This is a genomic window from Shinella sp. GW821-FHT10F02 (assembly GCF_058809275.1).
Genome location: NZ_JBXASL010000002.1, coordinates 324,200 through 347,299, shown reverse-complemented (window position 1 = coordinate 347,299; position 23,100 = coordinate 324,200). Strand labels below are relative to the sequence as shown.

At 65.4% G+C, this 23,100-nt stretch carries 19 protein-coding genes; 9 read left to right on the top strand and 10 right to left on the bottom strand.

What is annotated here, in order from left to right; genetic code table 11:
- The first annotated feature begins 2 nt into the window (after positions 1-2).
- A complete protein-coding gene (gene pdxR / locus AC1RWL_RS07480; RefSeq protein ID WP_493094108.1) occupies positions 3-1,520 on the top strand; it encodes a MocR-like pyridoxine biosynthesis transcription factor PdxR in 1,518 nt (505 codons plus the stop codon).
- Here the strand turns inward: pdxR and AC1RWL_RS07475 are convergent.
- A complete protein-coding gene (locus AC1RWL_RS07475) occupies positions 1,517-3,133 on the bottom strand; it encodes a GMC family oxidoreductase (RefSeq protein ID WP_493094107.1) in 1,617 nt (538 codons plus the stop codon). The two genes, pdxR and AC1RWL_RS07475, sit on opposite strands and share 4 nt — an antisense overlap.
- A gap of 201 nt (positions 3,134-3,334) precedes the next feature.
- Here AC1RWL_RS07475 and AC1RWL_RS07470 point away from each other — a divergent pair, with 201 nt between their 5' ends.
- The 8 genes from AC1RWL_RS07470 to AC1RWL_RS07435 all read left to right on the top strand — a co-directional run bounded on the left by AC1RWL_RS07470 (position 3,335) and on the right by AC1RWL_RS07435 (position 14,940).
- Positions 3,335-5,938: an AMP-binding protein gene (locus AC1RWL_RS07470; RefSeq protein WP_493094106.1), complete on the top strand. Its 2,604-nt coding sequence runs from the start codon at positions 3,335-3,337 to the stop codon at positions 5,936-5,938.
- A 297-nt stretch (positions 5,939-6,235) separates the two neighbouring features.
- Entirely contained in the window at positions 6,236-7,318 is a 1,083-nt protein-coding gene (locus AC1RWL_RS07465) for a sugar ABC transporter substrate-binding protein (RefSeq protein ID WP_493158304.1), read from the top strand.
- Positions 7,319-7,372: 54 nt separating this feature from the next.
- Complete coding sequence (locus tag AC1RWL_RS07460; protein ID WP_493094104.1) at positions 7,373-8,926, top strand: sugar ABC transporter ATP-binding protein; 1,554 nt, start codon at positions 7,373-7,375, stop codon at positions 8,924-8,926.
- A gap of 3 nt (positions 8,927-8,929) precedes the next feature.
- Positions 8,930-9,904, top strand: a complete 975-nt coding sequence (locus AC1RWL_RS07455) for an ABC transporter permease (protein ID WP_493094103.1) — start codon at positions 8,930-8,932, stop codon at positions 9,902-9,904.
- Positions 9,905-9,915: 11 nt separating this feature from the next.
- Positions 9,916-11,451 (top strand): FGGY-family carbohydrate kinase, encoded by a 1,536-nt coding sequence (locus tag AC1RWL_RS07450; protein WP_493094102.1) that lies wholly within the window; start codon positions 9,916-9,918, stop codon positions 11,449-11,451.
- Entirely contained in the window at positions 11,448-12,224 is a 777-nt protein-coding gene (locus AC1RWL_RS07445; RefSeq protein ID WP_493094101.1) for a DeoR/GlpR family DNA-binding transcription regulator, read from the top strand. The genes AC1RWL_RS07450 and AC1RWL_RS07445 overlap by 4 nt, the downstream gene beginning before the upstream one ends.
- Positions 12,221-13,945 (top strand): glycerol-3-phosphate dehydrogenase/oxidase, encoded by a 1,725-nt coding sequence (locus AC1RWL_RS07440; RefSeq protein WP_493094100.1) that lies wholly within the window; start codon positions 12,221-12,223, stop codon positions 13,943-13,945. The genes AC1RWL_RS07445 and AC1RWL_RS07440 overlap by 4 nt, the downstream gene beginning before the upstream one ends.
- Entirely contained in the window at positions 13,942-14,940 is a 999-nt protein-coding gene (locus AC1RWL_RS07435) for a hypothetical protein (RefSeq protein ID WP_493094099.1), read from the top strand. Before AC1RWL_RS07440 ends, AC1RWL_RS07435 begins: the two co-directional genes overlap by 4 nt.
- Here the strand turns inward: AC1RWL_RS07435 and AC1RWL_RS07430 are convergent.
- From AC1RWL_RS07430 to AC1RWL_RS07390, 9 genes are all read right to left on the bottom strand, one after another.
- A complete protein-coding gene (locus tag AC1RWL_RS07430; RefSeq protein ID WP_435265705.1) occupies positions 14,937-15,143 on the bottom strand; it encodes a hypothetical protein in 207 nt (68 codons plus the stop codon). The two genes, AC1RWL_RS07435 and AC1RWL_RS07430, sit on opposite strands and share 4 nt — an antisense overlap.
- Positions 15,144-15,234: 91 nt before the next feature.
- The gene (minE, locus tag AC1RWL_RS07425; RefSeq protein ID WP_256116479.1) at positions 15,235-15,498 is read right to left on the bottom strand and encodes a cell division topological specificity factor MinE; all 264 of its coding nucleotides are present in this window, start codon (positions 15,496-15,498) and stop codon (positions 15,235-15,237) included.
- The gene (gene minD / locus AC1RWL_RS07420; RefSeq protein ID WP_256116480.1) at positions 15,495-16,310 is read right to left on the bottom strand and encodes a septum site-determining protein MinD; all 816 of its coding nucleotides are present in this window, start codon (positions 16,308-16,310) and stop codon (positions 15,495-15,497) included. Before minD ends, minE begins: the two co-directional genes overlap by 4 nt.
- 33 nt (positions 16,311-16,343) lie before the next feature.
- The gene (minC, locus tag AC1RWL_RS07415) at positions 16,344-17,117 is read right to left on the bottom strand and encodes a septum site-determining protein MinC (RefSeq protein ID WP_493094098.1); all 774 of its coding nucleotides are present in this window, start codon (positions 17,115-17,117) and stop codon (positions 16,344-16,346) included.
- Positions 17,118-17,433: 316 nt separating this feature from the next.
- Positions 17,434-18,282 carry a sugar phosphate isomerase/epimerase family protein gene (locus AC1RWL_RS07410; protein WP_493094097.1) on the bottom strand — a complete coding sequence of 283 codons (849 nt, stop codon included), beginning with the start codon at positions 18,280-18,282 and terminating at the stop codon, positions 17,434-17,436.
- An 11-nt stretch (positions 18,283-18,293) separates the two neighbouring features.
- Complete coding sequence (locus AC1RWL_RS07405) at positions 18,294-19,280, bottom strand: ABC transporter permease (RefSeq protein ID WP_493094096.1); 987 nt, start codon at positions 19,278-19,280, stop codon at positions 18,294-18,296.
- Entirely contained in the window at positions 19,277-20,278 is a 1,002-nt protein-coding gene (locus AC1RWL_RS07400) for an ABC transporter permease (protein WP_493094095.1), read from the bottom strand. Before AC1RWL_RS07400 ends, AC1RWL_RS07405 begins: the two co-directional genes overlap by 4 nt.
- The gene (locus AC1RWL_RS07395) at positions 20,271-21,785 is read right to left on the bottom strand and encodes a sugar ABC transporter ATP-binding protein (protein WP_493094094.1); all 1,515 of its coding nucleotides are present in this window, start codon (positions 21,783-21,785) and stop codon (positions 20,271-20,273) included. The genes AC1RWL_RS07400 and AC1RWL_RS07395 overlap by 8 nt, the downstream gene beginning before the upstream one ends.
- A 107-nt stretch (positions 21,786-21,892) precedes the next feature.
- Positions 21,893-22,876 (bottom strand): substrate-binding domain-containing protein, encoded by a 984-nt coding sequence (locus AC1RWL_RS07390; protein ID WP_256116487.1) that lies wholly within the window; start codon positions 22,874-22,876, stop codon positions 21,893-21,895.
- Positions 22,877-23,100: the final 224 nt, after the last annotated feature.

The following is a 23,100-nucleotide window of genomic DNA, read 5'->3' as shown; positions in this document are numbered from 1 at the left end:
ACATGGTGAAGTATCCGGGCGGGGCGCTGCTGCCGTCGTTGCATTTCGACCGCACGTCCCGCACGCCGATCAGCACGCAGCTCTGCTCGGCGCTCCGGGAAATGATCCTGTCTGGTGAGCTTCCGCCCGGCGAGCGCCTGCCTTCCAGCCGGACGCTCGCGAAGGACCACGCGGTCTCGCGCACCACGGCGATCAGCGTTTACGAGCAGCTCGCGGCCGAAGGGCTGATCCGCTCCAGCATCGGCGCCGGCGCCTATGTCGCCGATACGCTTCGCGATGGCCGGCCCGTCGCGCCGCCGAAAAGCAGCCCGGAGGAGATCCGCAGCCCGCCGCGCCTCGCGCAGCTCAGCGCCGACGCCTCGGAGCACTATTTCCCCCGCCTGGCGCATCCGGAAAACCCGCGGCCCTTCATCACCGGCATCCCGGCCTTCGATGAATTCCCAATGGCGCTCTGGGCCAGCCTGGTGACGCGCTACTGGCGCCAGCCGCGCAACCTGCTGCTCGGCTATCCGCCGCCGGAAGGGCTGATGGAACTGCGCCGTGCGGTGGCGATGCATCTGCGCGCCAATCGCGGCATCACCTGCGAGCCCGAACAGGTCTTCATCTTCAACGGCGCGCAGGACGCCTTCAATCGCATCGGCAACACGCTGCTCGACCCCGGCGATACGGTCTGGATCGAGAATCCCGGCGCGATCGGCGCACGCAACAGCCTGATCTCATCGGGCGCGAAACTCTTGCCGCTCAGCATCGACGAGGAGGGCATCAACGTCGCCGAGGGGCTGGAGGTCGCCCCGGATTTCCGCCTCGCCTTCGTCACGCCCGCCCACCAGCATCCACTCGGCGTGACGATGAGCCTCCAGCGCCGTTTCGAGCTATTGCGCGCGGCGGAGCGGGCGGGGGCCTGGATCATCGAGGACGATTATGTCGGCGAGTTCCACTATGCCGGCCATCCGCCGCCGACGCTGAAAAGCGTCGATACGTCCGGCCGCGTCATCTATGTCGGCAGTTTTTCGAAAACGCTGTTCGCCGCCCTTCGCCTCGGCTACGTGGTGGCGCCGCCCGAGCTGGTCGATATCTTCTACCGGATCGCCGGGGCGACGTTGCAGGGCTCGGCCGCCAGCCTGCAATCGGTCGTCGCGAATTTCATCGAGTGCGGGCATTTTTCCAGCCATATCCGCCGCATGCGCCGCGTCTATGCCGAGCGGCTCCAGGCACTGCTCGACGGTGCTGAAAAACACCTTGGCGGCATGCTGGAGGTCGCGCCGACCGAAACGGGTTTTCACACGGTCGGGCGCCTCGCGCCGGATTTCGACGAACTCGCCGTCGCTCGCCGCGCCGCCGAGCGCAACGTGCTCGTCTCACCGATCAGCCGCTTTGCGATCACCCCGGTCAGCCAGCGCGGCCTGATCCTCGGCTTCAGCTCCGCCCCGCCGCGCATGATCGCAAGTGCTGCGGAAACCCTCGCGCTCACCCTGAAGGAGATGCGCAAGGAACAGGCGAAGGGCCGCGTGAGCGCCTAGCGGGCGGCGGCCAGGATGAGGTCTGCACCCTTTTCACCAACCATGATCGTCGGCGCGTTGATGTTGCCGGCGGTGATGCGCGGGAAGATCGAGGCATCGACGACACGCAGTCCATCGACGCCATGCACCCGCAGACGCGGATCGACCACCGATGTCGCCGGCTCCGGCCCCATGGCGCAGGTGCCGCAGGGATGGAACACCGACCCGGAGCGCTGGCGGATGTCCGCGACAAGATCCTCGTCGCTGGTGATGTCGGCGCCGGGCTTGATCTCGTGCTTGATGATCTCGCGCATCGGCCCGGTCCCGGCCAGCCGCCGCAGAAAATGCGCGGCTTCCAGCAGTTCCTGCACATCCTCGTCGGTCGAGAGATAGTTCGGCCGGATTTCCGGTGCGGCGAAGGGATCGGCGGAACGGATGGCGAGTGCGCCGCGGCTGGTCGGGTGGCAATTGGAGACACCAACGAGGAAGCCGGAGAACGGGTCCGGGCTCATCAGCGCGCGCCGGCCGGGGATCGCCCGCGTATAGCTGACGGGCGAGAAATAGAGCTGCATGTTCGGCCGCGTGCGTTCCGGGCTGGTGCGGAAGAAGCCGCCGCCCTGGTTGACGCTGAGCGATAGCGGCCCGCTCCTCGTCAGCACGTAACGAAGCCCCACCGCAAGCCGGCCCCACCAGGGCCGCAGCACATCGTTCAGCGTCGGACGCTGGCTCGCATAGAGGTGGTCGAAGCCGATATGGTCCTGCAGGTTGCGGCCCACCTGGTCGACCGCATGCACGACCTCGATGCCGTGGCGCTTGAGCATTGCCGGGTCGCCGATGCCGGAAAGCTGGAGGATCTGCGGCGTGTTGACGGCGCCGGCGGAGAGGATCACCTCGCGGCGCGCGCGGATCTGGCGAATTTCGTTGCCCCGCCGGTATTCGACGCCCTTCGCGCGGCGCCCGTCGAACAGCACATGCGTGACATGCGCAGCCTTGATCACATGCAGGTTTTCCCGGTCGCGGGCGGGCGACAGATAGGCCGTCGCGGTCGAGCAACGAAAACCGTTGCGCGTGGTGATCTGGTAGATGCCGATGCCTTCCTGCGTCGCGCCGTTGAAATCCGGATTGCGCGCCAGCCCCGCCTCGATGCCGCCGGCGAGGTAGTTTTCACAAAGCGGATGCACGACCTGTTCGATGTTGCTGACAGTCACCGGCCCGCCCGCACCGCGCCAGGAATCAGCGCCGGCGACATTGTCTTCCATGCGTTTGAAGACCGGCAGCACGTCGTCATAGCCCCAGCCCGGATTGCCGAGCGCCCGCCATCCGTCAAAATCCTGCGCCTGGCCGCGGATGAAGACCATGGCATTGATCGAACTCGACCCGCCGAGCACCTTTCCGCGCGGCCAGTAGCTCTGCCGGTCGGCGATGCCGGGGACCGGCTCGGTCAGGTACTTCCAGTTCAATGTGTTGTGGTAGAAGGCCTTGCCGTAGCCGATCGGCATGCGCACCCAGAAATTCAGATCGCTGCCGCCGGCCTCCAGCAGGGCCACGCGGTATGTGCCGTTTTCCGAAAGCCGGTTCGCCAGCACGCAGCCCGCCGATCCCGCGCCGACGATCACGTAGTCGAAGTCTTCCATGTCCCTGCCAGGTCTCCCGCCATGCGATGTCCAAGCCTATTGCTATATCGGAATTGGCCTTTGCGTCAGCGTCCATTGCGAAAGGTTCAGGATACCAGTCCGGGCGTGTAGGAAGCTTTTCTTGACATATAATGTCATGTTAAATTAAGCGCGTGCCGAGACGGTCGCGGACGGCCGTTCCATGTTCAAGGCGTTCTGGCGATGTCGCTGTCCTTCATTCCCGAATTTACGGCGCGGGGCGACCGGCCGGCCCTCGTTTTTCCCGGTCATCGCATCGTTACCTATGCGGAGCTCGCCCAGCGTATCGCGCGCCGCGCGGCGCTGTTCGGCAATGGCCGCCGGCTGGTGGCGATCGAGGCGGGCACCTGCGAACACGCCATCGTCTCCTATCTCGCAGCCCTTGCCGCCGGCCATGCCGTGGCCCTGCTGCCACCCGGCCAGCCGGCGCTCACCGAGCGCTTCTGCGAGGACTTCCGGCCTGAAACCGTCTGCCGCTTCGTCGGGGAGCGCTGGCGCACGGATGCGGACATCCACCTCGCACCCGAACCGCTCCACCCGGACCTCGCCCTGCTGCTCTCGACCTCGGGCTCCACGGGCGTCAGCAAGAGCGTCCGGCTCTCCGCCAACGCTTTGGAAGCGAACGCCCGGTCGATCGCCAGTTACCTGGAACTCTCTGAAGCCGACCGGGGCCTCCTGCTGCTGCCGCTGCATTATTCCTACGGGCTCTCGGTCCTGAACTCCCATCTCGCCGTCGGCGCCAGCCTTTTCGTGCCGCGCCATTCGGTGCTGGAGGAGGGTTTTGCCGAAGATCTCGCGGCGCACGGTGTCACCAATATTGCCGGCGTGCCCTTCAGCTACGACCTCTTCGAGCGCATAGGGCTGCGGGTGCACGCTCTCCCGGCGCTGCGCTTCATGACCGTCGCGGGCGGGCGGCTCTCGCCCGATCTCGTCACCCGCTATCGTCGGCACATGGACGATCGCGGTGGCCGGTTCTTCGTCATGTACGGCCAGACGGAAGCGACCGCCCGCATCGCCTATATACCGCCTGAACGTCTCGCCGGGCAGGAGGATTGCATCGGCGTCGCCATCCCGGGCGGCCGGCTCTCGCTGATCGGCGAGGACGGCGCGGAGATTGCCGGGGCGGGCGTTTCCGGCGAGCTGGTCTATTCCGGCCCGAACGTCATGATGGGCTACGCAACCGGCCGGGACGATCTTTCGCGCGGCGCGGAGATGGACGACCTCAGGACCGGCGACCTTGCCGAGCGCACCCACGACGGCGTCTTTCGCATCGTCGGGCGCCTCAAGCGGCTGTCGAAGATCGCCGGCCTTCGCATCGCCCATGACGCCGTCGAACAGGCACTCGCGCGCGATGGCCTGGACGTCGTCGTCACCGGCACAGACAGCCGGCTCACCGCCTTCTTCACCGGCGCAGCGCGGGAGGAGGAGGTCCGGGCGAAGCTCGCGGCCGCAAGCGGGCTGACGCTGCTGCATGTGGCGGCCCGGCGCATCCCCGCATTGCCGCGCACGGCCAATGGCAAGCTCGATTATGCCGCGCTCGCCGCCCTGCCGCCGCACGAGGACCCCGCATCCGGCGGCGTGCGCGAGGCCTTCCGGCGCGCCTTCTTCCCGAAAGTCATCACCGGCACGGACAGTTTCACCACCCTCGGCGGCGATTCGCTGCGCTTCGTCGAACTTTCGATCGGGCTGGAGCGCGCGCTGGGCGCCCTGCCGGAGGGCTGGGAGCGCATGACGGTCGAAGCGCTTGCCGCCCGCGAGCCGCAGAAGGCCGCCATGCCGCGCGTCGGCATCGACATCCCGCTCCGCGTCGCCGCCATCCTGCTGGTGGTGCTGCACCATGAGATGCTCTGGCCGATCCCCGGCGGGTCGGCGCTGATGCTGGTTCTGGTCGGCGTTTCCCTGGCGCGGTTCCAGCCCGGCAATTTCGCCAGCGGCGATTGGAAGGCGATGCTCAGGCCGCTGATGACAGTGCTGGTGCCCTATGCCGGCGTTCTGGCCGGCTATGCGGCGGCCTGGGGACAGGTGCCCTGGGCCTCGGTATTCCTCGTCGGCAATTTCGGCTTTGCCGACCCGGAAAGCCACACGATGCTGCCCTATCTCTACTGGTTCGTGGAGCTGTTCACGCAGATCCTGCTCATCTTCACCGGGCTCGCCTTCCTGCCGCGGGCGCGCGCCGCCGTGGCGCAAAATCCGTTCGCGGCGGGGCTTTGCGCGCTGGCCATCGCGCTCGCCGCGCGTTTCATCGCGCCGTTCTTCGTCGATATCGGCAACCGGCAGATTTTTACGCTCTACTGGAACCTGTATCTCGTCGCACTCGGCTGGTGCGCATTCCATGCGCCGGGGCCGCGCAGCAAGGCCTTGCTCGTCGGGCTGGCGGCGGTGCTGTTCTTCATCCTCGGTTTCGTCGATGGCGTGTGGATCGGCACCGCGATCAAGTATCTCATCGTCTTTGCCGGCTTCGTCGCGCTCGTCTATGTGCCGGCAGTGCCCATGCCGCGCTGGCTGTTCCTCCAGCTGATGCCGGTGGCGGCGGCTAGCTACCACATCTACCTGTTCCACCGGCTGGTGCCCGACGTGATGATGGTGCCGCTGCACGGCACCGGCATCGCGCCCGCTCTCTTCCACATCACGGCAATTGCCGGAGGGCTGGCGCTCGGCATGGCAGTCTGGTTCGTCCAGCGCACCGCCATCCGCCGGCTCGCCGCATGGCGCTTCGAGGCGCCCTCGGCCATCCTCACTGCGGCTGCAGCATTTCCTGCCGAAGCGAGGCCGCTTCAGCGGGATTGAGTACGAGCGAGGCGAAGGAGAGCACGCTTATGCGGTCGATCCTGTCGTGTTGGCGAGCCCGGCCGAAAGCCGGCGGCTTGCCCTGCCGGTCTTGGTCCTGACCAGAGTATTACCCGGACCGACAGTGGTCACTCATATCGCCCTTCAACGCGCCCGCAGGAATATGCGCATCTGAAATTTGTAACGGTACTTGACGATAAATTCACATATATATACGTTACAAATAGCGCTGGACGAAGAGAGCGCATTCGGAGGAGAATCATGAAAAACAGGACTTTGCTGACAGCTCTGTCAGCGATGACGCTTGGCCTTTGCCTGTCGACCGCCGCTGTCGCGAAGGACAGCTACCGCGTCGCCGTCATCCGCTGGGAGCCCAACGACATCTATTTCAACGGCGTGCAGCTCGGTCAGGAGATCGAGAAGACTCGCATCGAGGAAAAGGACGGCGTGACGATCGAATTCACGGTGTTCGGCGCCAATGACGTGAGCGCGCAGCGCAATGCGCTCGACGCGCAGATCGCCCGCGGCGTCGATGGTGTGCTTCTCGTTCCGTGGCGCGGTGAGGCGATGATCCGCACCGTCGAAGACCTGGCGGCGAAGAACATTCCGGTCGTCGTGTCGAATGCCTTCGTGCCGAAGTCCAAGTCGACCTTTGTCGCCTTCGACAACGAGACGGCCGGCCGCAAGGGCGGCGAGGCGATCGTCAACTGGCTCGACAAGAACCGGGGAGAGGCATGGCGCAAGCAGGAAGGCGTGATCATCGAGCTGCGCTGCATCATCACGGCCTCCTTCGATATCGGCCGCAGCGCCGGCTATCACTCGGCCTTCGACCCGATCGTCAAGGACAATCCGGGTATCAAGATCGAATCCCACGAAGCGGGCTGCGATGGCTCCAAGGCCCGCAAGGTCGTCGACGACATGATCTCGCGCTACGGCAAGGACAAGATCCTCGCGGTCGCCAGCATCGACGGCACGATGGGCATCGGCGGCGCCATTCCGGCCTTCTCCGCCCAGGGCATGCTGAAGAAATCCGACGACCCGGCACATATCCCGGTCGCGACCATCGACGGCACCCAGCCGGAGCTTGCCGCGGTGGAGAAGGGCGATCTCACCCACGTCTCGGTTCAGCCGGCGACGGGCGAGGGCATCGTTTCCATGCGCCTGCTCTACGACATGATGAAGAACGGCAAGCTGCTCGACAAGTCGGCGGCGGCCGGCACTTTCCCCATCGAGGGCGAGGAACTCTGGGCGCCGGTCGAGATCATGCCGTCCGACGCCTTCGATGGCGACTGGTACAAGATCCAGGCCTATTCGGTACCGGAAGACGTGCCCGCGAACGATGCGCGCAACTGGGCCAACCAGATGAAGGCCGCCAACTGATCAACCGGCGGCGGCGCTTTCTCCGCCGCCTTCTCCCTCGCCATGAGTACATCCATGACCCATTCCGCCGCCGCCACGCCGGCGACCGCGATGCCCTCCTACCGCCTCGCGGGCCTGACCAAGACCTATCCGGGCCTCACCGCCGTCGCGGATGTCGACCTTTCCGTGCGTCGCGGCGAGATCCACGGCATAATCGGCCGCAACGGTGCCGGAAAATCCGTGCTGATGAGCCTGATTTCCGGCGCGCAGCAGGCGACGTCCGGTGAGATCGAGATCGGCGGGCAGGCCGTCGCGATCGCTGATTACAATCCGGTGCGTGCCCGTGCGCTCGGCGTGTCGCTGGTGCCGCAGGAGCCGAAGTTCGCGCCGCGTCTGTCCGTCGCCGACAACATGTTCATGGGCCAGCCGCTGACCCGAAAGCTCGGCTTCCTGCGCCGTGCCGACATGCGCCGCAGGGCCGTCGAGGTGGCCGAAGCGGTCGGGCTGTCCATCGATCCCGAGGCGCTGATGATGACGCTGCCGATCGAGAGTCAGCAATTGCTGGCCTTCGGCAAGGCGCAGTTCATCGACGAAGCCAAGGTCATCCTGCTCGACGAAATCACCGCCTCGCTGTCGCGCGAGCGCAAGACCATGCTGCTTTCGCTGCTGCGCGATCTCGTGCGCCGCAACCCGGATCGCTCATACACGCTGATCTCGCACCACGTCTCCGAAATCATGGAGTTCTGCGATCGCGTTACGGTGATGCGCGACGCGCGCGCCGTCGCGACCCTCGACGTCGCCGGCACGACCGGCGCCGAGCTTGCCAACTGGATCGTCGGTGACATTCCCGTCATGAGCCTCGAAGGCCTGTCGCGCGCGGTGCCGCAGGACCAGTCACGTCCCATCGCCCGCATTGCCGGCCTCACCCGCCGCAACGTCTTCGAGGATGTCACGCTCTCGTTTGGCACCGGCGACGTCGTCGGCTTTGCCGGCCTCGACGGGTCCGGCAAGGACGAGGCGGCGGAAGCGCTGTTCGGCCTTGGCACGCTCGATGCCGGCACGTTCAAGATGGAGGGCAAGGCGCTGCATCTCACCTCGCCCGGCGAGGCGATGAACCACCGCATCGCGCTGCTCCCAAAACACCGCGAGCGCCAGGCCGTCATTCAGGGGCGGTCGATTGCCGAAAACACGCTGATCTCCAGCTACCGGCAGTTCTCCACCGCCCTCGGCCTCATCGACATCAGCCGTGCGCGCGACGTGACGGCCGGCAAGATCGCCGAGTTCAAGGTGAAGGCGCAGGGGCCGGAGGTCGGCATGAGCGGGCTTTCCGGCGGCAACAAGCAGAAGGTGCTGATCGCGCGCCTGACGCTGAACGCGCCGCGCCTGCTGATCCTCAACGAGCCGACGCGCGGCGTCGACCTCGCGACGAAACCCGAAATCCTCAAGGCGATCCGCACCGATCTCTCGCGCGACAGTGCCGTGATCATGCTGACGGAAAGCGAGGAGGAGATGATCACGGTCTGCGACCGCATCCATGTCTTCTTCCGCGGCCGCGTCATCGCCGTCCTCAAGCGTGGCGAGGAGAACTTTACCGTCTCCGCGCTCTACAAGACCATCCAAGGAGTTTGAACGATGTCCGCCAGCACAGTCCGGCTGTTCTCCCGTCTGATGGAGCGCCACCTCATCTGGGTGCTGCTCGCCGTTCTCGTCGCCGTCGGGCTCACCGTTCCGGGTTTTGCCTCCGCGCAGAACATCATGAACGTGCTGTGGGCCGCCGCACCGCTCGGCTGCATGGTGCTCGGCCTCTTCCTCGTGCTGCTCATCAAGGAGGTCGACCTGTCGCTGGAATCGACCTTCGCCTTCGCGCCGGCCGTCGCCATCGTGGCGATGACCGTCTGGGCGCCGGGCATCGTGCATCCCATTCTCGCGGTCATCCTGACGCCGGTCGTCGGCCTGCTGGTCGGCCTCGCCGCAGGCGCCTTTGCCGTGCATCTGCGCGTCAACGCCTTCCTCGTGACGCTCGCCACGCTGCTCGTCATGCGCGGCGCGGTCGTCTACCTGATTCCCGAGGGTGTCTATTACATGCCGGCGGAATATACCTATCTCGGCGAAGCGCGCTGGTTCGGCATTCCCGTGGCGATCTTCGTCTGGCTCATCCTCTACGGCATTGCCTATGTCTTCATGGAGCGCCACCGTATCGGCAAGGAGATTTACGCGATCGGCAACAACGAGGAAGCCGCCTTCCTTGCCGGCGTAAAGGTGCATCGCACCAAGATCCTGTGCTTTGGCATTGCCGGCCTCGCTGCCGCCATCGGCGGTCTTTTGGAAGTCGGCCGTCTGCAATCGGTCGTCGCCGATCTCGGCGAGGGCGATATCCTGATGGTCTTTGCTGGCACCATTCTCGGCGGCACCAGCCTCAATGGCGGAATCGGACGGCTTTCCGGCGTGTTCGGCGCGGTCATCGTCATCGCCATCATCGAGAACCTGATGAACCTGACCGGCATCGCCCCCTCCATCCGCCAGATGGTGTTCGGTTGCGTCCTGCTCGTCGCCATCTATCTTGCCAGCCTGCAGGACCGTTTCGCCCTGCGTGCAAACCGGACCTGACGGAGACGAACATGGCGCTGCTTCTGGGTATCGATAACGGCCTGACGGTCACCAAGGCCGTCATTTTCGAAGAGGGTGGCACGCCGATCGCGGTGGCGCGCCGGCGCGTTCCGCAATCCTTCCCCGCGCCGCGCCATGTCGAGCGCGACATGGGCGGCCTGTGGACGGCAACTGCCGAGGCGATCCGCGAGGCGATCGACAAAAGCGGCCGTCCGGCGGGCGATATCAAGGCTGTTGCGGCAACGGCGCATGGTGATGGCCTGTATTTGCTCGATCGTGAAAAACGCCCGCTCGGCCCCGGCATCCTTTCGCTCGACAGCCGCGCTGGTGCGATCGTCGAGGCCTGGGAAAAGGACGGCGCCGCGAAACGGGCGCTGGAGCTGACCGGCCAGACGGCGCATGCCTCCGCACCCTCGGCGCTGCTGGCGCATATCAAGCAGCACGAGCCGGAGCGCTATCGTGCCATCGGCCATGTCTTCACCTGCAAGGACTGGCTGCGCTTCTGCCTCACGGGCATCGTCGGCACGGACCTGACCGAGGCGAGCACCAGTTTCACCGATGTGCGCACGCAGGCCTATGATCCAGCAGCGCTGGAGGTTTTTGGGCTCGGTGACCTTTGGCCGACCTTGGCGCCGGTGTCGCGGCCAGACGAGATTGTTGGCAGGTTGACGCGGACAGCGGCGGAAGCGACGGGGCTCGTCGAGGGCACGCCCGTCGCTGCCGGCCTGCATGATGTGACGGCCTCCGCACTTGGCATCGGCGGCCATGCGCCGGGTGCGCTTGCGGTCGTTGCCGGCACCTACTCCATCAATGAGCTGGTCACCGAAACGCCGATGGTCGATCCGCGCTGGTTCTGCCGCAACGGCATCCGCAAGGGCTGGTGGAATTCCATGGCGATCTCGCCCGCCTCCACCGCCAACTACGACTGGTTCCTCGACAATTTCTGCCGCGATCTTTCGGAAAAAGCCGAACGCGAGGGCACCGACATCCACACGCTGCTGCGGCCGGAGCTTGAGCGCGCGCTGCAAAAGCCGTCGGATATCCTCTTCCATCCCTTCCTCTTCGGCTCGCCCTTCGGCAGCGGGGCGAGCGCCGGCTTCTTCGGCGTGCACGGCTGGCACGAGCGCGGCGACCTTCTGAAGGCCGTGCTGGAGGGCATCGTCTTCAACCACAAGCTCCATATCGACGATCTGCTCTCCGCGGTTCCGGTGAAGCGCATGCGCATAACTGGCGGTGGTGCGCGCAGTGCCATCCTGGCGCAGATGTTCGCCGATGCGACCGGGCTCGTTGTCGATGTTTCTTCCGCGGATGAGGCGGCTGCCTGGGGTGCGGCGCTCGTTGCGGGTGCCGCGGTCGGCCTCTATCCGAGCCCGGAGGAGGGGGCGGCCCAAACGACCCGCATCCTGCGCTCGCATGAGCCGGATCCGGTGCGGGGCGCTGAACTTGCCGAGCGCTACGATCTCTATAGACAGCTTGCGGATGCGATGGCGCCGCAGTGGCAGGCCATCGAGGATCTCGCAAAACGGTCAGGGGAGGCCCGCGGATGAAGGCGGACACACGGCGCGAAGAGATTGCCGATTACATCATGCGGGCCGGCCAGGCGCGCATGGAGGACCTCGTCGAACATTTCGGCGTCTCGCGCATGACCATCCACCGGCATATCGATGCGCTCGCCCAGCAGGGCGTGCTGCGTAAGCTGCACGGCATGGTCACCGTCCAGCCCTCTGGCCTCTATGAAAGCACGTTCCGTTACCGCGAAACGATCGGCAAGGCGGAGAAGGAAGCGCTTGCGCGCGCCGCCATGGCCTATGTCGAGGCGGGGCAGGCGGTGATGCTGGACGATTCCTCGACGGCCTGCGCGCTCGCCGACCTCTTGCCGGAAGCCCATCCGCTCACCGTCATCACCAACAGCTATGTCTCGGCCGGCAAGCTGATCGATGCGGACGAGGTGGAGCTGATCAGCCTCGGCGGCAAATATCACCGCAACTACAATGCCTATATCGGCATCACCTGCGAAAAGGCCGTGGCGAGCCTTCGGGCGAATGTCCTGTTCTGCTCGGCGTCCGCCATCGACGGCGTGACGGCCTTCATCCAGGACGCGCAGGTCACCAAGGTCAAGCAGGCGATGATGGCGTCTTCCAGCCGCAAAATCCTGCTCGTCGATTCCTCGAAATTCGGCAAGGTTGCGCTCAACGTGTTGGGCGACCTCACCGCCTTCGACGTCGTGCTGACGACGGACCGTGTCGGCGAGGACGACCGGGCACGGCTGAAACAGGCCGGCGTCAATCTTGAAATCGTGAAAGTGGGCAAGAGTACATGAATGCGACGGCAGCAGGCGCCTTTCCCGGCGGCATGGGCGAACGAATGGCGGCGATGGAAGCCCGTGGCGAGATCGATGTGCTGATCATCGGCGCGGGCGTGAACGGGGCGGGCCTCTTCCGCGACCTGACGGCCCAGGGGCTCGATTGCCTGCTCGTCGAGAAGAACGACTACGCCGCCGGCACGAGTGCGGCCCCCTCCCGCCTCATCCATGGCGGGCTCAAATATCTCGAAACGGGTGAATTCCGCCTCGTCGCGCAGTCGACGCTGGAGCGGAACCTGCTGCTCGCCAACGCGCCGCACTACGTCAAGCCGCTGCCGACCCTCATCCCGATCTTTTCGTGGACGAAGGGCATTGGCGCCGCGTTGCGCACTCTCTTCGGCTCGAAGAGCGCGCCGCGTAGCCGCGGCGCCCTGCTGATCAAGATCGGCCTGATGCTCTACGATTTTTACGGCGCCCGCCACCGCGTCATGCCCAAACACTCGACGGCCGGCCGCGCCGCATCGCTGCGCGACCTGCCGGCTTTGACGCCGGACATCGTGGCGACGGGCACCTATTACGACGCCACCGTCACCCATCCCGAGCGTCTCATCCTCGAACTCGTGCGCGATGGCCTTGCCGACAGCCCGCGCTCCGCGGCGCTCAACCATGTCCGGCTGGGGCGCGCGGCGGATGGCGCGCTTACTGTGCACAGCTTCACCGGCGAGGCAGCCGCGACCGTGCGGCCAAAGATCGTCGTCAACGCGGCCGGTCCCTGGATCGACGAGGTCAACGCCATCCTCGGTGAGCCCTCGCGCATGATCGGCGGCACCAAGGGCTCGCATATCCTGCTCGACCATCCCGATCTCCTGAAGGAGCTGAAGGGGCGGATGATCTATTTCGAGGCGGATGACGGGCGCATTTGCCTTGTGTTCGAATATCTCGGCCGCGCGCTCGCCGGTTCCACCGATATCAAGGCCGCCAATCCGGATACGGTGCGCTGCGAGGCCGACGAGGTGGACTACCTGCTCGAAAGCCTGCGCAAGCTTCTGCCGAAACTGCGTTTTACCCGCGACCAGATCGTCTATGTCTATAGCGGCATCCGCCCGCTGCCGGCCTCGGATGCGAAGGACCCCGGACTGATTACCCGCGACCACGCGACGCCGATCCTCGAACCGGCCGCGGGACGCCCCTTTCCGGTCTATTCGCTGGTCGGTGGCAAGTGGACGACCTTTCGCGGTTATGCGGAAGAGGTTGCGGACATGCTGCTCACGCGCCTCTCTAAAACGCGCAGGGTTTCCACCCGCGATCTCGCTATCGGTGGCGGGCGGGCCTATCCGAAGAACGATGCCGATCGCCGCGCCTGGATCGCAAAACTTGCGCGTGAAAGCAGTCTGCCGGAAGCCCGCGTGGAAGAACTGCTCGCGCATTACGGCACGGGCGCCAGCGCGGTCGCAGCCCATATCTCAGGTTTCCCGAGCGACGCGCCACTTCCCGATGCAGCGGACTACAGTACCGGCGAGGTGGACTATGTACTGCGCAACGAACAGGTCGGCTCGCTTGCCGATCTCGCCTTCCGCCGCACGACGCTCGCCGTGACGGGGCGGCTGACGGCCGGGCTGGTCGATGCCCTTGCCCGCCAGACGGCGGAGACGTTCTGCTGGGGCGAAGCCCGCCGCAACGAAGAAATCGCAGCCGTTCGCGAACGGCTGAAGACGTTCCATGGAGTGGACCTGAAATGACCCCCAAGACTTACGACGAGAAGATGGCGCGCATCCGCGCCGGCGCCTATCGGGTGGGCGATTTCATTCTCGTGGACGCCAAGGATGCCGACATTTCCGGCGGCATCCTGACGACGGGCCAGCGGCGTGGGCCAGAGGGCGCAACGGCCGGCAACCGTACGCGTCAGGAATTCCTGGCCGAGATGGAGACGCTTGTCGCGGAAAAGGCCGTCGATGTCATGCTCGCCTCGGCGGGCAATATCGAGCGGCTCGTCGAGCGTGGCGTTTTCGAGGGCAGTCCCGTGACGCCGGCCTTCCGTGCCAACGAGACGACCGATGTCTGGCTCAACATCCGTGGCGGCCGCTATCGCGAAACGCCTGCCCAGCCCTATCGCGGTGCCGACCTATCCCGCGCGCGGGCGGATCTCTGCCTGTTCTCCATGACCTTCAACAACGATGCTGCTTCAGATGTTGCGATGCTGGAGGCCTACCGGACCTTCCGGGCGGATGCGCGCGCTGCCGGCAAGCGGCACTTCCTCGAAGTGTTCAACCCGAATGCCGAGACCGGTTTCGGCGTGGCGGAGACCGGCGCCTTCGTCAACGACTGCATCGTGCGGGCGCTGGCAAGCCTGACGCGGGCCGAACGGCCGGAATTCCTGAAAATCGTCTATAACGGCCGCCGGGCGCTCGAAGAGCTGGTCGCCCATGACGACACGGTCGTGGTCGGCGTGATGGGCGGGGCGAGCGGCACGCATCGCGATGCGCTGGAAATGGTTGCCCGCGCGGAAGCGAGCGGTGCGCGCCTCGCCATTTTCGGGCGCAAGATCAACCTGGCCGAACACCAGCTGTCGCTGACGAAATGGATGAGGGCGGTCGCCGATCACGATGCGAAACCGGAGGAGGCGGTGCGGGGCTATCATGGCGACTTGCAGCGCCTGGGTCTCCGGCCGGACCGCGAACTCGGTGTCGACAATACGATCACCGATGCGGCCCTGCGGGAAGACGGAAACCTTTAAGCGGAGGCGGTCGGCGTTCCGGCCGCTTTGCCGGCGGTCGCTACCGGCGGCGGGACGATGCCGGCTGCCTGTTCGCAGACGTCGACATGTCGCGCGAGCGCCTGGTTCGACAGCACGGCGCTGATGGTGGTGATATCGCGCCCCTGATATTTGGGCATCTGCTGGACTGCCTTCAGTCTCTCCAGAAGTGCGAAACGGCTCATGATATCTCCTGCTCTGAATGGTGTGTGGTGGTCGGTGGAAGCCCTTTGAAGTGCTGGATCGGTCAGGATGGCCAGAAGGGTGGGGCGGCCGTCAGGCCGCCTTCTTGCCCGCGTCGAACGGGATTTCGATGTCGACGGCAAGGGTCGAGACCTGGGCGCCGCGTTCCATCTTGATGGTGACCTTCTCGTCGTCGACCTGCATGTGCTTCGAAATCGCCTTCAGGATTTCGTCGCGCAGTTTGTTGATCAGGTCCACGTCGCCGGTCGAGGCGCGCTCATGGGCGAGCAGCACCTGCAGCCGCTCGCGCGCGGCTGGCGCCGATTGGGGGCGGGAAAAGAAACGGAACAGATTCATGCCGCTTTCCTTCCGAAGATCTTGCCGAGGAAGCTGCGCTTGTCGCCCGGAATGGTGACCGGCAGGTTTTCGCCTTTCAGACGGCGCACCGCCTCGAAATAGGCAAGGGCGGGGGCGCAGCGGTTGTCGGCGAGGGTGACCGGGGCGCCGACATTGGAGGCGCGCAGCACGTCCGTGCTTTCCGGAATGATGCCGAGCAGCGGGATGGAGAGGATTTCCAGCACGTCGTCGACTTTCAGCATGTCGCCGCGCTCGGCGCGGGCGGCATCGTAGCGGGTCAGGAGCAGGTGTTTTTCCATGCGCTCGCCGTTTTCGGCCTTCAGCGTCTTGGAATCGAGCAGGCCGATGATGCGGTCGGAATCGCGCACGGACGAGACTTCCGGATTGGTGACGACGATCGCGACATCCGCATGGCGCATGGCGAGCGTGGCGCCGCGTTCGATGCCGGCGGGGCTGTCGCAGATCACCCAGTCGAAGGCGTTCTTCAGGGCGGCGATGACCTTCTCGACGCCTTCCGGCGTCAGGTTGTCCTTGTCGCGGGTCTGGGACGCGGGCAGCAGGTAGAGCGTCTCGACGCGCTTGTCGCGGATCAGCGCCTGGGTCAGCTTGGCTTCGCCCTGGATGACGTTGACGAGGTCATAGACCACGCGGCGTTCGGCACCCATGACGAGATCGAGATTGCGCAGGCCGACGTCGAAATCCACGACGACGACCTTGTCGCCACCTTGCGCCAGCGCGGCGCCGAGGGCCGCGGTCGACGTCGTCTTGCCGACGCCGCCCTTGCCCGATGTAACCACGATTACCTTGCCCATTGACCTCTCCAGTTATGTGAACACGTTTTCGGTTCAGCCGAGTGTTGCCGCCTTGATTGTCTCGCCTTCCAGCCAGATCTGCACCGCCTTGCCGCGCAGCTCCGGTTCCATGTCGTCCGCCGTCTTGTAAAAGCCGTCGATGGCGATCAGCTCCGCTTCGAGCTTGCGGCAGAAGATGCGCGCGGACCCGTTGCCCGTCGTGCCGGCCATCACCCGGCCGCGCAGCGGGCCGTAGATGTGGACCGAGCCGCCAGCGACGACTTCCGCGCCGGAGGCGACCGAGCCGATGATGGTGACGTCGCCTTCGGGGAAGAAGACGGACTGACCGGAGCGCACGGGCCGGGTCACGACGATCGACGGCGTCGCCATCGGCATGGCCTGGGCCGGTGCAACGCTGATCGGCGCTGCCGCGGCAGCCTTTGCGATCGGTTCGGACGTCTCCGCCTTGTCGGTGCCCGAGGCGATGTCCGTTGCCGGCGCCTCGATATCCGCCGTCGGGCGCCCGTCGGTCATCGCGGGCGGCATGTCGGCGCCGAGCATCGAGGAGCGTGCGCCCTCGATGCCCATGACCCGCACGTTGCGGGCATTGAGCTGGCTGACGAGTTCGCGAAGCTCCGCGCGGTCGATCTCCAGCCCCTCGACATCGAGCACCACCGGGCGGCGCAGGAAGAAGCCGGCGGAACGGGCAGCCAGGTCGTCGAGCCGCACCAGCCAGTCCTCGAAGGGAAGCTCCGGGGTCAAGGCGAGTGCGAGGAAGGAGCGCCCCTTGAGGCGGATCGGCCGTGGTTGAGTTAACACGTCAGTCATCTTGGTTAATTTTCGGTTGCTTTGGTGTAGCCGTGAAATGGTTAACAAACCATTAATTCGCAGGTCTAACTGGCGCGAGGCATGACGATGCGACCGTCCGCGCGAGATTGACGGCGCGGAACACGGTGGCTTCAGCTAATCTTTTGAAAATAAAATATTTTTGGCTTCGGATTTTTTGTCCGTGGCGCGCTCGAAACAGGCCGTCCGGCAGGGCGCGATGTCGCGATTCGAGCAGCGGGAGGGATGGCGGAATCGGGTCCGCCATCCGTGTGATTCTCTCGCCGCCGACAGGCCTGAACCCTTGGCGGCGGAGCGGTCAGATGAGGCCGTATTGCTGTGCCTTGTTGCGCAGGAACGGCAGGCCGTTGCCCATGACCTCCTCCATGTCGCGCGCGACGGGGCGCCAGACGGCGAGGCCATAGGCCACTTCGGCCGGCATGTTGATGAAGCTTTCCATGGCAAGCCCGCCCTTGAAGCCGATGGCGGCGAGCGCCGCGTAGATTTCGTCCCAGGGGATGTTGCCATAGCCCGGCGTGCCGCGGTCGCTTTCGGAAAGGTGGATGTATTTCAGGTGGTCGCGGGCGATGATGATGCCGTTGGCCGCACCCTTTTCCTCGATGTTCATGTGATAGGTGTCGAGATGGACGAAGACATTGTCCGCGCCGACGCGCTCCACCATGTCGACGGCCTGCTGGGCCGAGTTGATCAGGTGGTTCTCGTAGCGATTCACCGCCTCGACGCCGAGCTCGATGCCGTATTGCTTGGCGTGTTTCGCGGCCGCCTGGAGAACCCGTGCAATATTGTCGTATTCACCCTGCGTCGGCGGCACGCCGGTGCGCTCGCCGATGCCGCCGAAGATGACGCCGGAGAGCGCCTCGGCGCTCATTTCCGCGGTCTTCTCGATGGCGACCTTGAGGTGCTCGATTGCCGCATCCGGGCGGACGGAGGCCCAGGCGCGTTCCGGCAGGCCGAGCGAGCAGACGGCGCGCAGCTTGTGCTTCTGCAGGAGGTCGCGGGTGTGTTTGGTGTCGACCGCGGGCGCGTTGAGGAGCGCGATCTCGATGAAATCCATCTTGTAATGCACCGCGCCGGCAATCGCCTTTTCGGCGCCCGCGCGATCCCAGTTCATGGTCCACATGCTGGTATGAACGCCGAAACCTTCCATGGTCGTCTCTCCTATTTTGTAAGCTTGATGAACTTGGCCGAGGCCCAGCGCAGCACCATCACCACGATGAGCAGGATGCCCCAGACGGCGGTCGCCAGATGCTGGTTGGCGCCGAGCAGGTTGAGCCCCGAGGACAGAAGCTGCAGCACGACGAGCGCCACGAAGACGGGAAGCACGCGGCCGAAACCGCCGAACGGATTGATGCCGCCGAGGAAGCAGGCGAGCACGGTGATCAGCAGGTAGGATTCACCGTGGCCGATGCGCACCGAATTGAACCGCGCCAGCATGATGATGCCGGCAACCGCCGCAATCGCGCCCGAGAGCATGTAGACCAGCACCAGCACCTTGCGCGTGTTAATGCCGGAATAGCGGGCGGATTCGATGTTGGAGCCGATCATGTAGGTGGAGAAGCCGAGCTTGCTGCGCGACAGCAGGACATGGCACGCCAGCACGCAGGCGATCAGGATGAGCAGCGGCACGGGAATGCCCAGAAGGCTGCCATGGCCGATCGGCGCGATGAAGCCGGGAAAGCCGGAAATATCGCCGCCGCGCGTGAGAAATTCTCCGAGGCCACGGAGAAAAATCATCATCGAGAGCGAGACGAGGATGGGGTGGGCGCGGGTAAACGCGATGACGAGGCCCATGACGAGGCCGCTTGCCGCCCCCACGCCGAGCGCCAGGAGCGAGCCGAGCAGGAAGGCGCCCGGACCGGCATCGGCGCCGCCATTGGCCTGCAACACCCAGGCGAGCGTCAGGCCGGCCATGTTGGCGGTAAACGTGATCGCGAGGTTCAGGCCGCCGGTCAGGATCGGCAGCAGCATGGCGAGCGTCAGGATGCCGAGCTCGGGAAGCTGGAAGGCGACCGAGCCGAAGGTCGCGGCGGTGAAGAATTGCGGCGAGGCGAGGCCGAAGACGATGAGCACTACGGCAAGGGCCGCGAAGGGGCCGGCCATGTCGGCGCCGAAGATCGCGTTGAAGCGGTTGGCAAGCGCGTTCATCGGTCGTCTCCCTTTTTGGCGCGCATCGGCAGCAGGTTTTCCAGGCGGGCGCTCGACAGCGTAATAGCGACGAGGATGATGGCGCCGACGATCATCTTGAAGGCGAAGGGCGAGACGCCCATCAGGTTGAGGCCGTTCTGGGTAATGGAGACGAGCAGCACGCCGAGCACGCAGCCGAGCACCGTGCCCTTGCCGCCGCCAAGCCGCGCGCCGCCGAGCACGACGGCGGCGAGAACGTCGAGTTCGCGGCCATAGAGCGCGTTGGGCACGACCTCCTGCGCGTAATGCGCCTGCATCAGCCCGGCAATGCCCGCCATCATGCCGAGCCAGCCGAAGGCGATGAACTGCATCGCGCCGATATTGATGCCGAAGCGGCGCGCCCCCTCCGGATTGTCGCCGAAGGCGTAGAGCTGGCGGCCGGTCGTCGTGCGGGTGATGAAGAGCCAGGTGACGGCGACGCAGACGGCCATGACGACGACCGGCAGCGTGATTTCCGCCCAGCTCCCATCCGCCATCTCGCGCTCGTAGACGATGACGCGCGTCGTCAGCCAGTCCGGCAGGTTGTAGATCGACACGCCGCGCGTGAAGAACATCAGCAGGCCGAAATAGACGTTGAAGGTCGCGATCGTCGCGACGATCGAGATGATGCGGAAACGGTGGATCAGAAAGGCGTTGATGAGACCGAGCCCGATGCCGGTGCTTCCCGCAATGAGGAGGCCGGAGACCCAGCCGCCCCCGCCAATGCGTTCCAGCAGAAGCGCCGTCACATACTGCACGACCGAGGCGGCGACGGCGAAGGAGATGTCGATGCCGCCGGCGATGAGCACCACCAACAGGCCGACGGCGAAGATGATGTTGACGGCGCTGATATTGAGCAGGTCGAAGGCATTGCCGAGGGTGAAGAAACGTTCGGTCGTAAAGGACAGCACGATGCTGATCGCGATGATGACGGCGAAGAGCACGGCTTCGGTGGTGTGGGCGGCGACGAGCTTACGCATAGACGGCCGCCTCGATGTCCTTGAGGGTCGTCGCGCGCGGATCGTGCCAGCCGGCGATGCGGCCCTTTTCCATGTGGAGGACCCGGTCGGCGTTGAAATAGACCTCCGGCACCTCGTCCGAGATCAGGATGATCGCAAGCCCTGCCTCGGCGAGCCGCGCGACGATCTCGAAAATGCCGGCGCGCGCGCCGACATCGACGCCGACCGTCGGCGAATCGAGGATCAGCACCTTCGGATCGGTGGCGAGCCACTTGGCGATCGCCACACGCTGCTGGTTGCCGCCCGATAGCGTCGAGATCGCATCCTCCTGCTGGCCGATCTTGACGCCGAGATCGGCGATCCAGCGCGAAACGAGTGCGCGCTTCTTGGTCGGCGAGATCAACCGGCCGCTGAGAATGCGGTTGAGCGAGGCCATGACGAGGTTGTCGGCAATCGACTGCGGCTGGTTGAGGCCGAGCGCCAGGCGATCCTCCGAGAGATAGGCGACGCCTGCGGCGATCGCCTGCCGGTTGGAGGCGAAACGCACCGCCTTGCCCTCCAGCGTGATCGTGCCGGCGGCCGGCTGGCGCATGCCGAAGAGCGTCAGCGCAAGCTCGGTGCGGCCGGAGCCAAGCAGCCCGGTAATGCCGAGCGTTTCGCCGCGGCGCAGGTCGAAGGATATGTCGCTGAACTCACCCGGCCGGGAGAGGCCCTGCACGGATAGCACGACGGGGTTTTGGGAAATGTCATGGGCGCGCACGGACTGGTCGAAGGTGCGGCCGGTCATCAGCTCGGTGATCCGCGATTGCGTCATGCCCTCGACCGGATAGACGCCGACCAGCGCGCCGTCCCTGAGCACGGTAAGGCGCGAGGAGATTTCGAGCACTTCCGCAAGCCGATGGCTGACGAAGACGACGGCGACGCCGGAGGCCGAAAGCGTGTGCACGATGGCGAGCAGGTGATCGGTCTCCGACTGGGTCAGCGACGCCGTCGGCTCGTCCATGAAGACGATGCGCGCCTCGCCGACCAACGCGCGGGCGATCGCCACGATCTGGCGCTGGGCGATGGCAAAATCCTTGAGCGGCCGGTCGACGTCGAGCGTCACGCCGAGCCGGGCGAGCGCGTCCTCGGCTATCTTGCGGATCGCGGGATAGCGGACGAAGCGCGGGCGCGCGCCGGAGAGCGTCTGGAAGGCGATGTTTTCCGCGACGGTCATTTCGGGAAAGAGCGCGAGGTCCTGCCAGATCACCTGGATGCCGAGCGATTGCGCGATGCCGGGTGTCATGGACGGAACGGCCGCGCCGTCGAAGACGATCTCGGCGCCGGCGGCGGGCCGGTAGACGCCGGTGATGACCTTGATCAGCGTGCTCTTGCCGCTGCCGTTCTCGCCGGCGAGGCAATGGACTTCGCCGGGCATGACCTCGAAGGAGACGTTCTTCAGCGCCCGAACCCCGCCGAAGGTCATGTTGATGTTGCGAAGCGAAAGGATCGGTCGGGCGTCTTCGCCTGGGGCCGTTGTCTTGTCCATGCCTGCTGCCTGTTCCGTCGAGCGCCGTCAGGGGCGGAAGCCGCGCTTTTGCCGAGTGTCGGGCCGGCAGGAATAACCGGCCCGACACCCCGGGAGGGAGCCTCTTGTCAGAGGCCCATGGCGGCCAGGTCGTCGACCGTGTCCTTGTTGATGGGCAGAAGCTGGTCGACAATGATGTCGTTGCCGACCGGCTTGATCACACCGAGACCCGGAATGTCGTCGCCTTCCTTGACGCTTTCGCCCTTGATGAGGCGGTCGGCAAGCGTGACGAAGACTTCGCCGGCCTGTTTCGGGTTCCACATGAAGCCGCCGGAAATGGCGTCGGACTTGATAAGCTTCTGGCCCTGGCCGGGCGAGAACGGGCCGAGCACGAAGATCTCGCCGGTCTTGCGGCGTTCTTCAACGGCGCGGCCGGCGCCGATCGGGCCTTGGCTACCGAAAGCAAGGAAGCCCTTGAGGTTCGGGTGCGCCGCGATCAGGTCGAGCGCGGTGGAACGGCTCTTGTCGACGTCTTCGGCCACGCCGTAGCGCTCGCCGACCAGCGTCATTTCGGGATAGTTGGCCTTGATATAGGCGATGGCCGCATCCGCCCAGGCATTGTGCAGCGGCACGGTCAGCGAGCCGACGAAGACGGCATATTCGCCCTTGCCGCCCGTCTTTTCGGCGAGCAGCTTGCCATGGGCCTCGCCGAAGCCGGTGGACGAGGCGAGTTCGAAGTTCCAGTCGGCGCCCTTCTGCGAGGGCGATTCATGGGTAATGACCTTGATGCCGGCGGCCTGTGCCTTGGTGAGCACGGGTTCCAGCACCTTGGCGTCGTTCGGCACCACGCCGATGACCTTGACGCCCTGGGCGATCAGGTCCTCGATGGCGCGCACCTGGAGCGCCGGGTCGGCACTGGTGGGGCCGACCATGAAGGCGTCGACGCCGAGTTTCTGGCCCTGTTCCTTGATGCCGGCCTCCATCGCGTTGAACCACGGAATGCCGCCGATCTTGACGACGACGCCGATCTTCGGCGTGTCCTGCGCGAGCGCGGCCACCGCGCCGGCAAGCGAGAGCGATGCGGCAAAAGCCGCCACGATAAGCTTCCTCATGTCCACTCCTCCTCAATGGTCGCGTCTGCGAACGAATACGACCGGCCGGCTTTGCGGCAGGTTGTTTCTGGTTTCTCCACGGCGAGGGAACTCCCTTGCCTCCCGTCCCGCCTCCTCCGGCGAACCATCTTGCACAATCGATCTTTCTTTTTTGCACAATCGATGGTGCAATGAATATCCGTCAGGCTAGGACTTTCGTCAAGGGGGATTTCTTCCTAAGGGAA

Bases quoted from the DNA above. Each gene is read 5' to 3' on its own strand.
- AC1RWL_RS07475 (WP_493094107.1), bottom strand. From the start codon at position 3,133: ATGGAAGACTTCGACTACGTGATCGTCGGCGCGGGATCGGCGGGCTGC.
- AC1RWL_RS07405 (WP_493094096.1), bottom strand. From the start codon at position 19,280: ATGAACGCGCTTGCCAACCGCTTCAACGCGATCTTCGGCGCCGACATG.
- AC1RWL_RS07450 (WP_493094102.1), top strand. From the start codon at position 9,916: ATGGCGCTGCTTCTGGGTATCGATAACGGCCTGACGGTCACCAAGGCC.
- AC1RWL_RS07460 (WP_493094104.1), top strand. From the start codon at position 7,373: ATGACCCATTCCGCCGCCGCCACGCCGGCGACCGCGATGCCCTCCTAC.
- minD (WP_256116480.1), bottom strand. From the start codon at position 16,310: ATGGGCAAGGTAATCGTGGTTACATCGGGCAAGGGCGGCGTCGGCAAG.
- minC (WP_493094098.1), bottom strand. From the start codon at position 17,117: ATGACTGACGTGTTAACTCAACCACGGCCGATCCGCCTCAAGGGGCGC.
- AC1RWL_RS07400 (WP_493094095.1), bottom strand. From the start codon at position 20,278: ATGCGTAAGCTCGTCGCCGCCCACACCACCGAAGCCGTGCTCTTCGCC.
- AC1RWL_RS07410 (WP_493094097.1), bottom strand. From the start codon at position 18,282: ATGGAAGGTTTCGGCGTTCATACCAGCATGTGGACCATGAACTGGGAT.
- pdxR (WP_493094108.1), top strand. From the start codon at position 3: ATGGTGAAGTATCCGGGCGGGGCGCTGCTGCCGTCGTTGCATTTCGAC.
- AC1RWL_RS07445 (WP_493094101.1), top strand. From the start codon at position 11,448: ATGAAGGCGGACACACGGCGCGAAGAGATTGCCGATTACATCATGCGG.
- AC1RWL_RS07435 (WP_493094099.1), top strand. From the start codon at position 13,942: ATGACCCCCAAGACTTACGACGAGAAGATGGCGCGCATCCGCGCCGGC.
- AC1RWL_RS07390 (WP_256116487.1), bottom strand. From the start codon at position 22,876: ATGAGGAAGCTTATCGTGGCGGCTTTTGCCGCATCGCTCTCGCTTGCC.
- minE (WP_256116479.1), bottom strand. From the start codon at position 15,498: ATGAATCTGTTCCGTTTCTTTTCCCGCCCCCAATCGGCGCCAGCCGCG.
- AC1RWL_RS07470 (WP_493094106.1), top strand. From the start codon at position 3,335: ATGTCGCTGTCCTTCATTCCCGAATTTACGGCGCGGGGCGACCGGCCG.
- AC1RWL_RS07455 (WP_493094103.1), top strand. From the start codon at position 8,930: ATGTCCGCCAGCACAGTCCGGCTGTTCTCCCGTCTGATGGAGCGCCAC.
- AC1RWL_RS07440 (WP_493094100.1), top strand. From the start codon at position 12,221: ATGAATGCGACGGCAGCAGGCGCCTTTCCCGGCGGCATGGGCGAACGA.
- AC1RWL_RS07465 (WP_493158304.1), top strand. From the start codon at position 6,236: ATGACGCTTGGCCTTTGCCTGTCGACCGCCGCTGTCGCGAAGGACAGC.
- AC1RWL_RS07430 (WP_435265705.1), bottom strand. From the start codon at position 15,143: ATGAGCCGTTTCGCACTTCTGGAGAGACTGAAGGCAGTCCAGCAGATG.
- AC1RWL_RS07395 (WP_493094094.1), bottom strand. From the start codon at position 21,785: ATGGACAAGACAACGGCCCCAGGCGAAGACGCCCGACCGATCCTTTCG.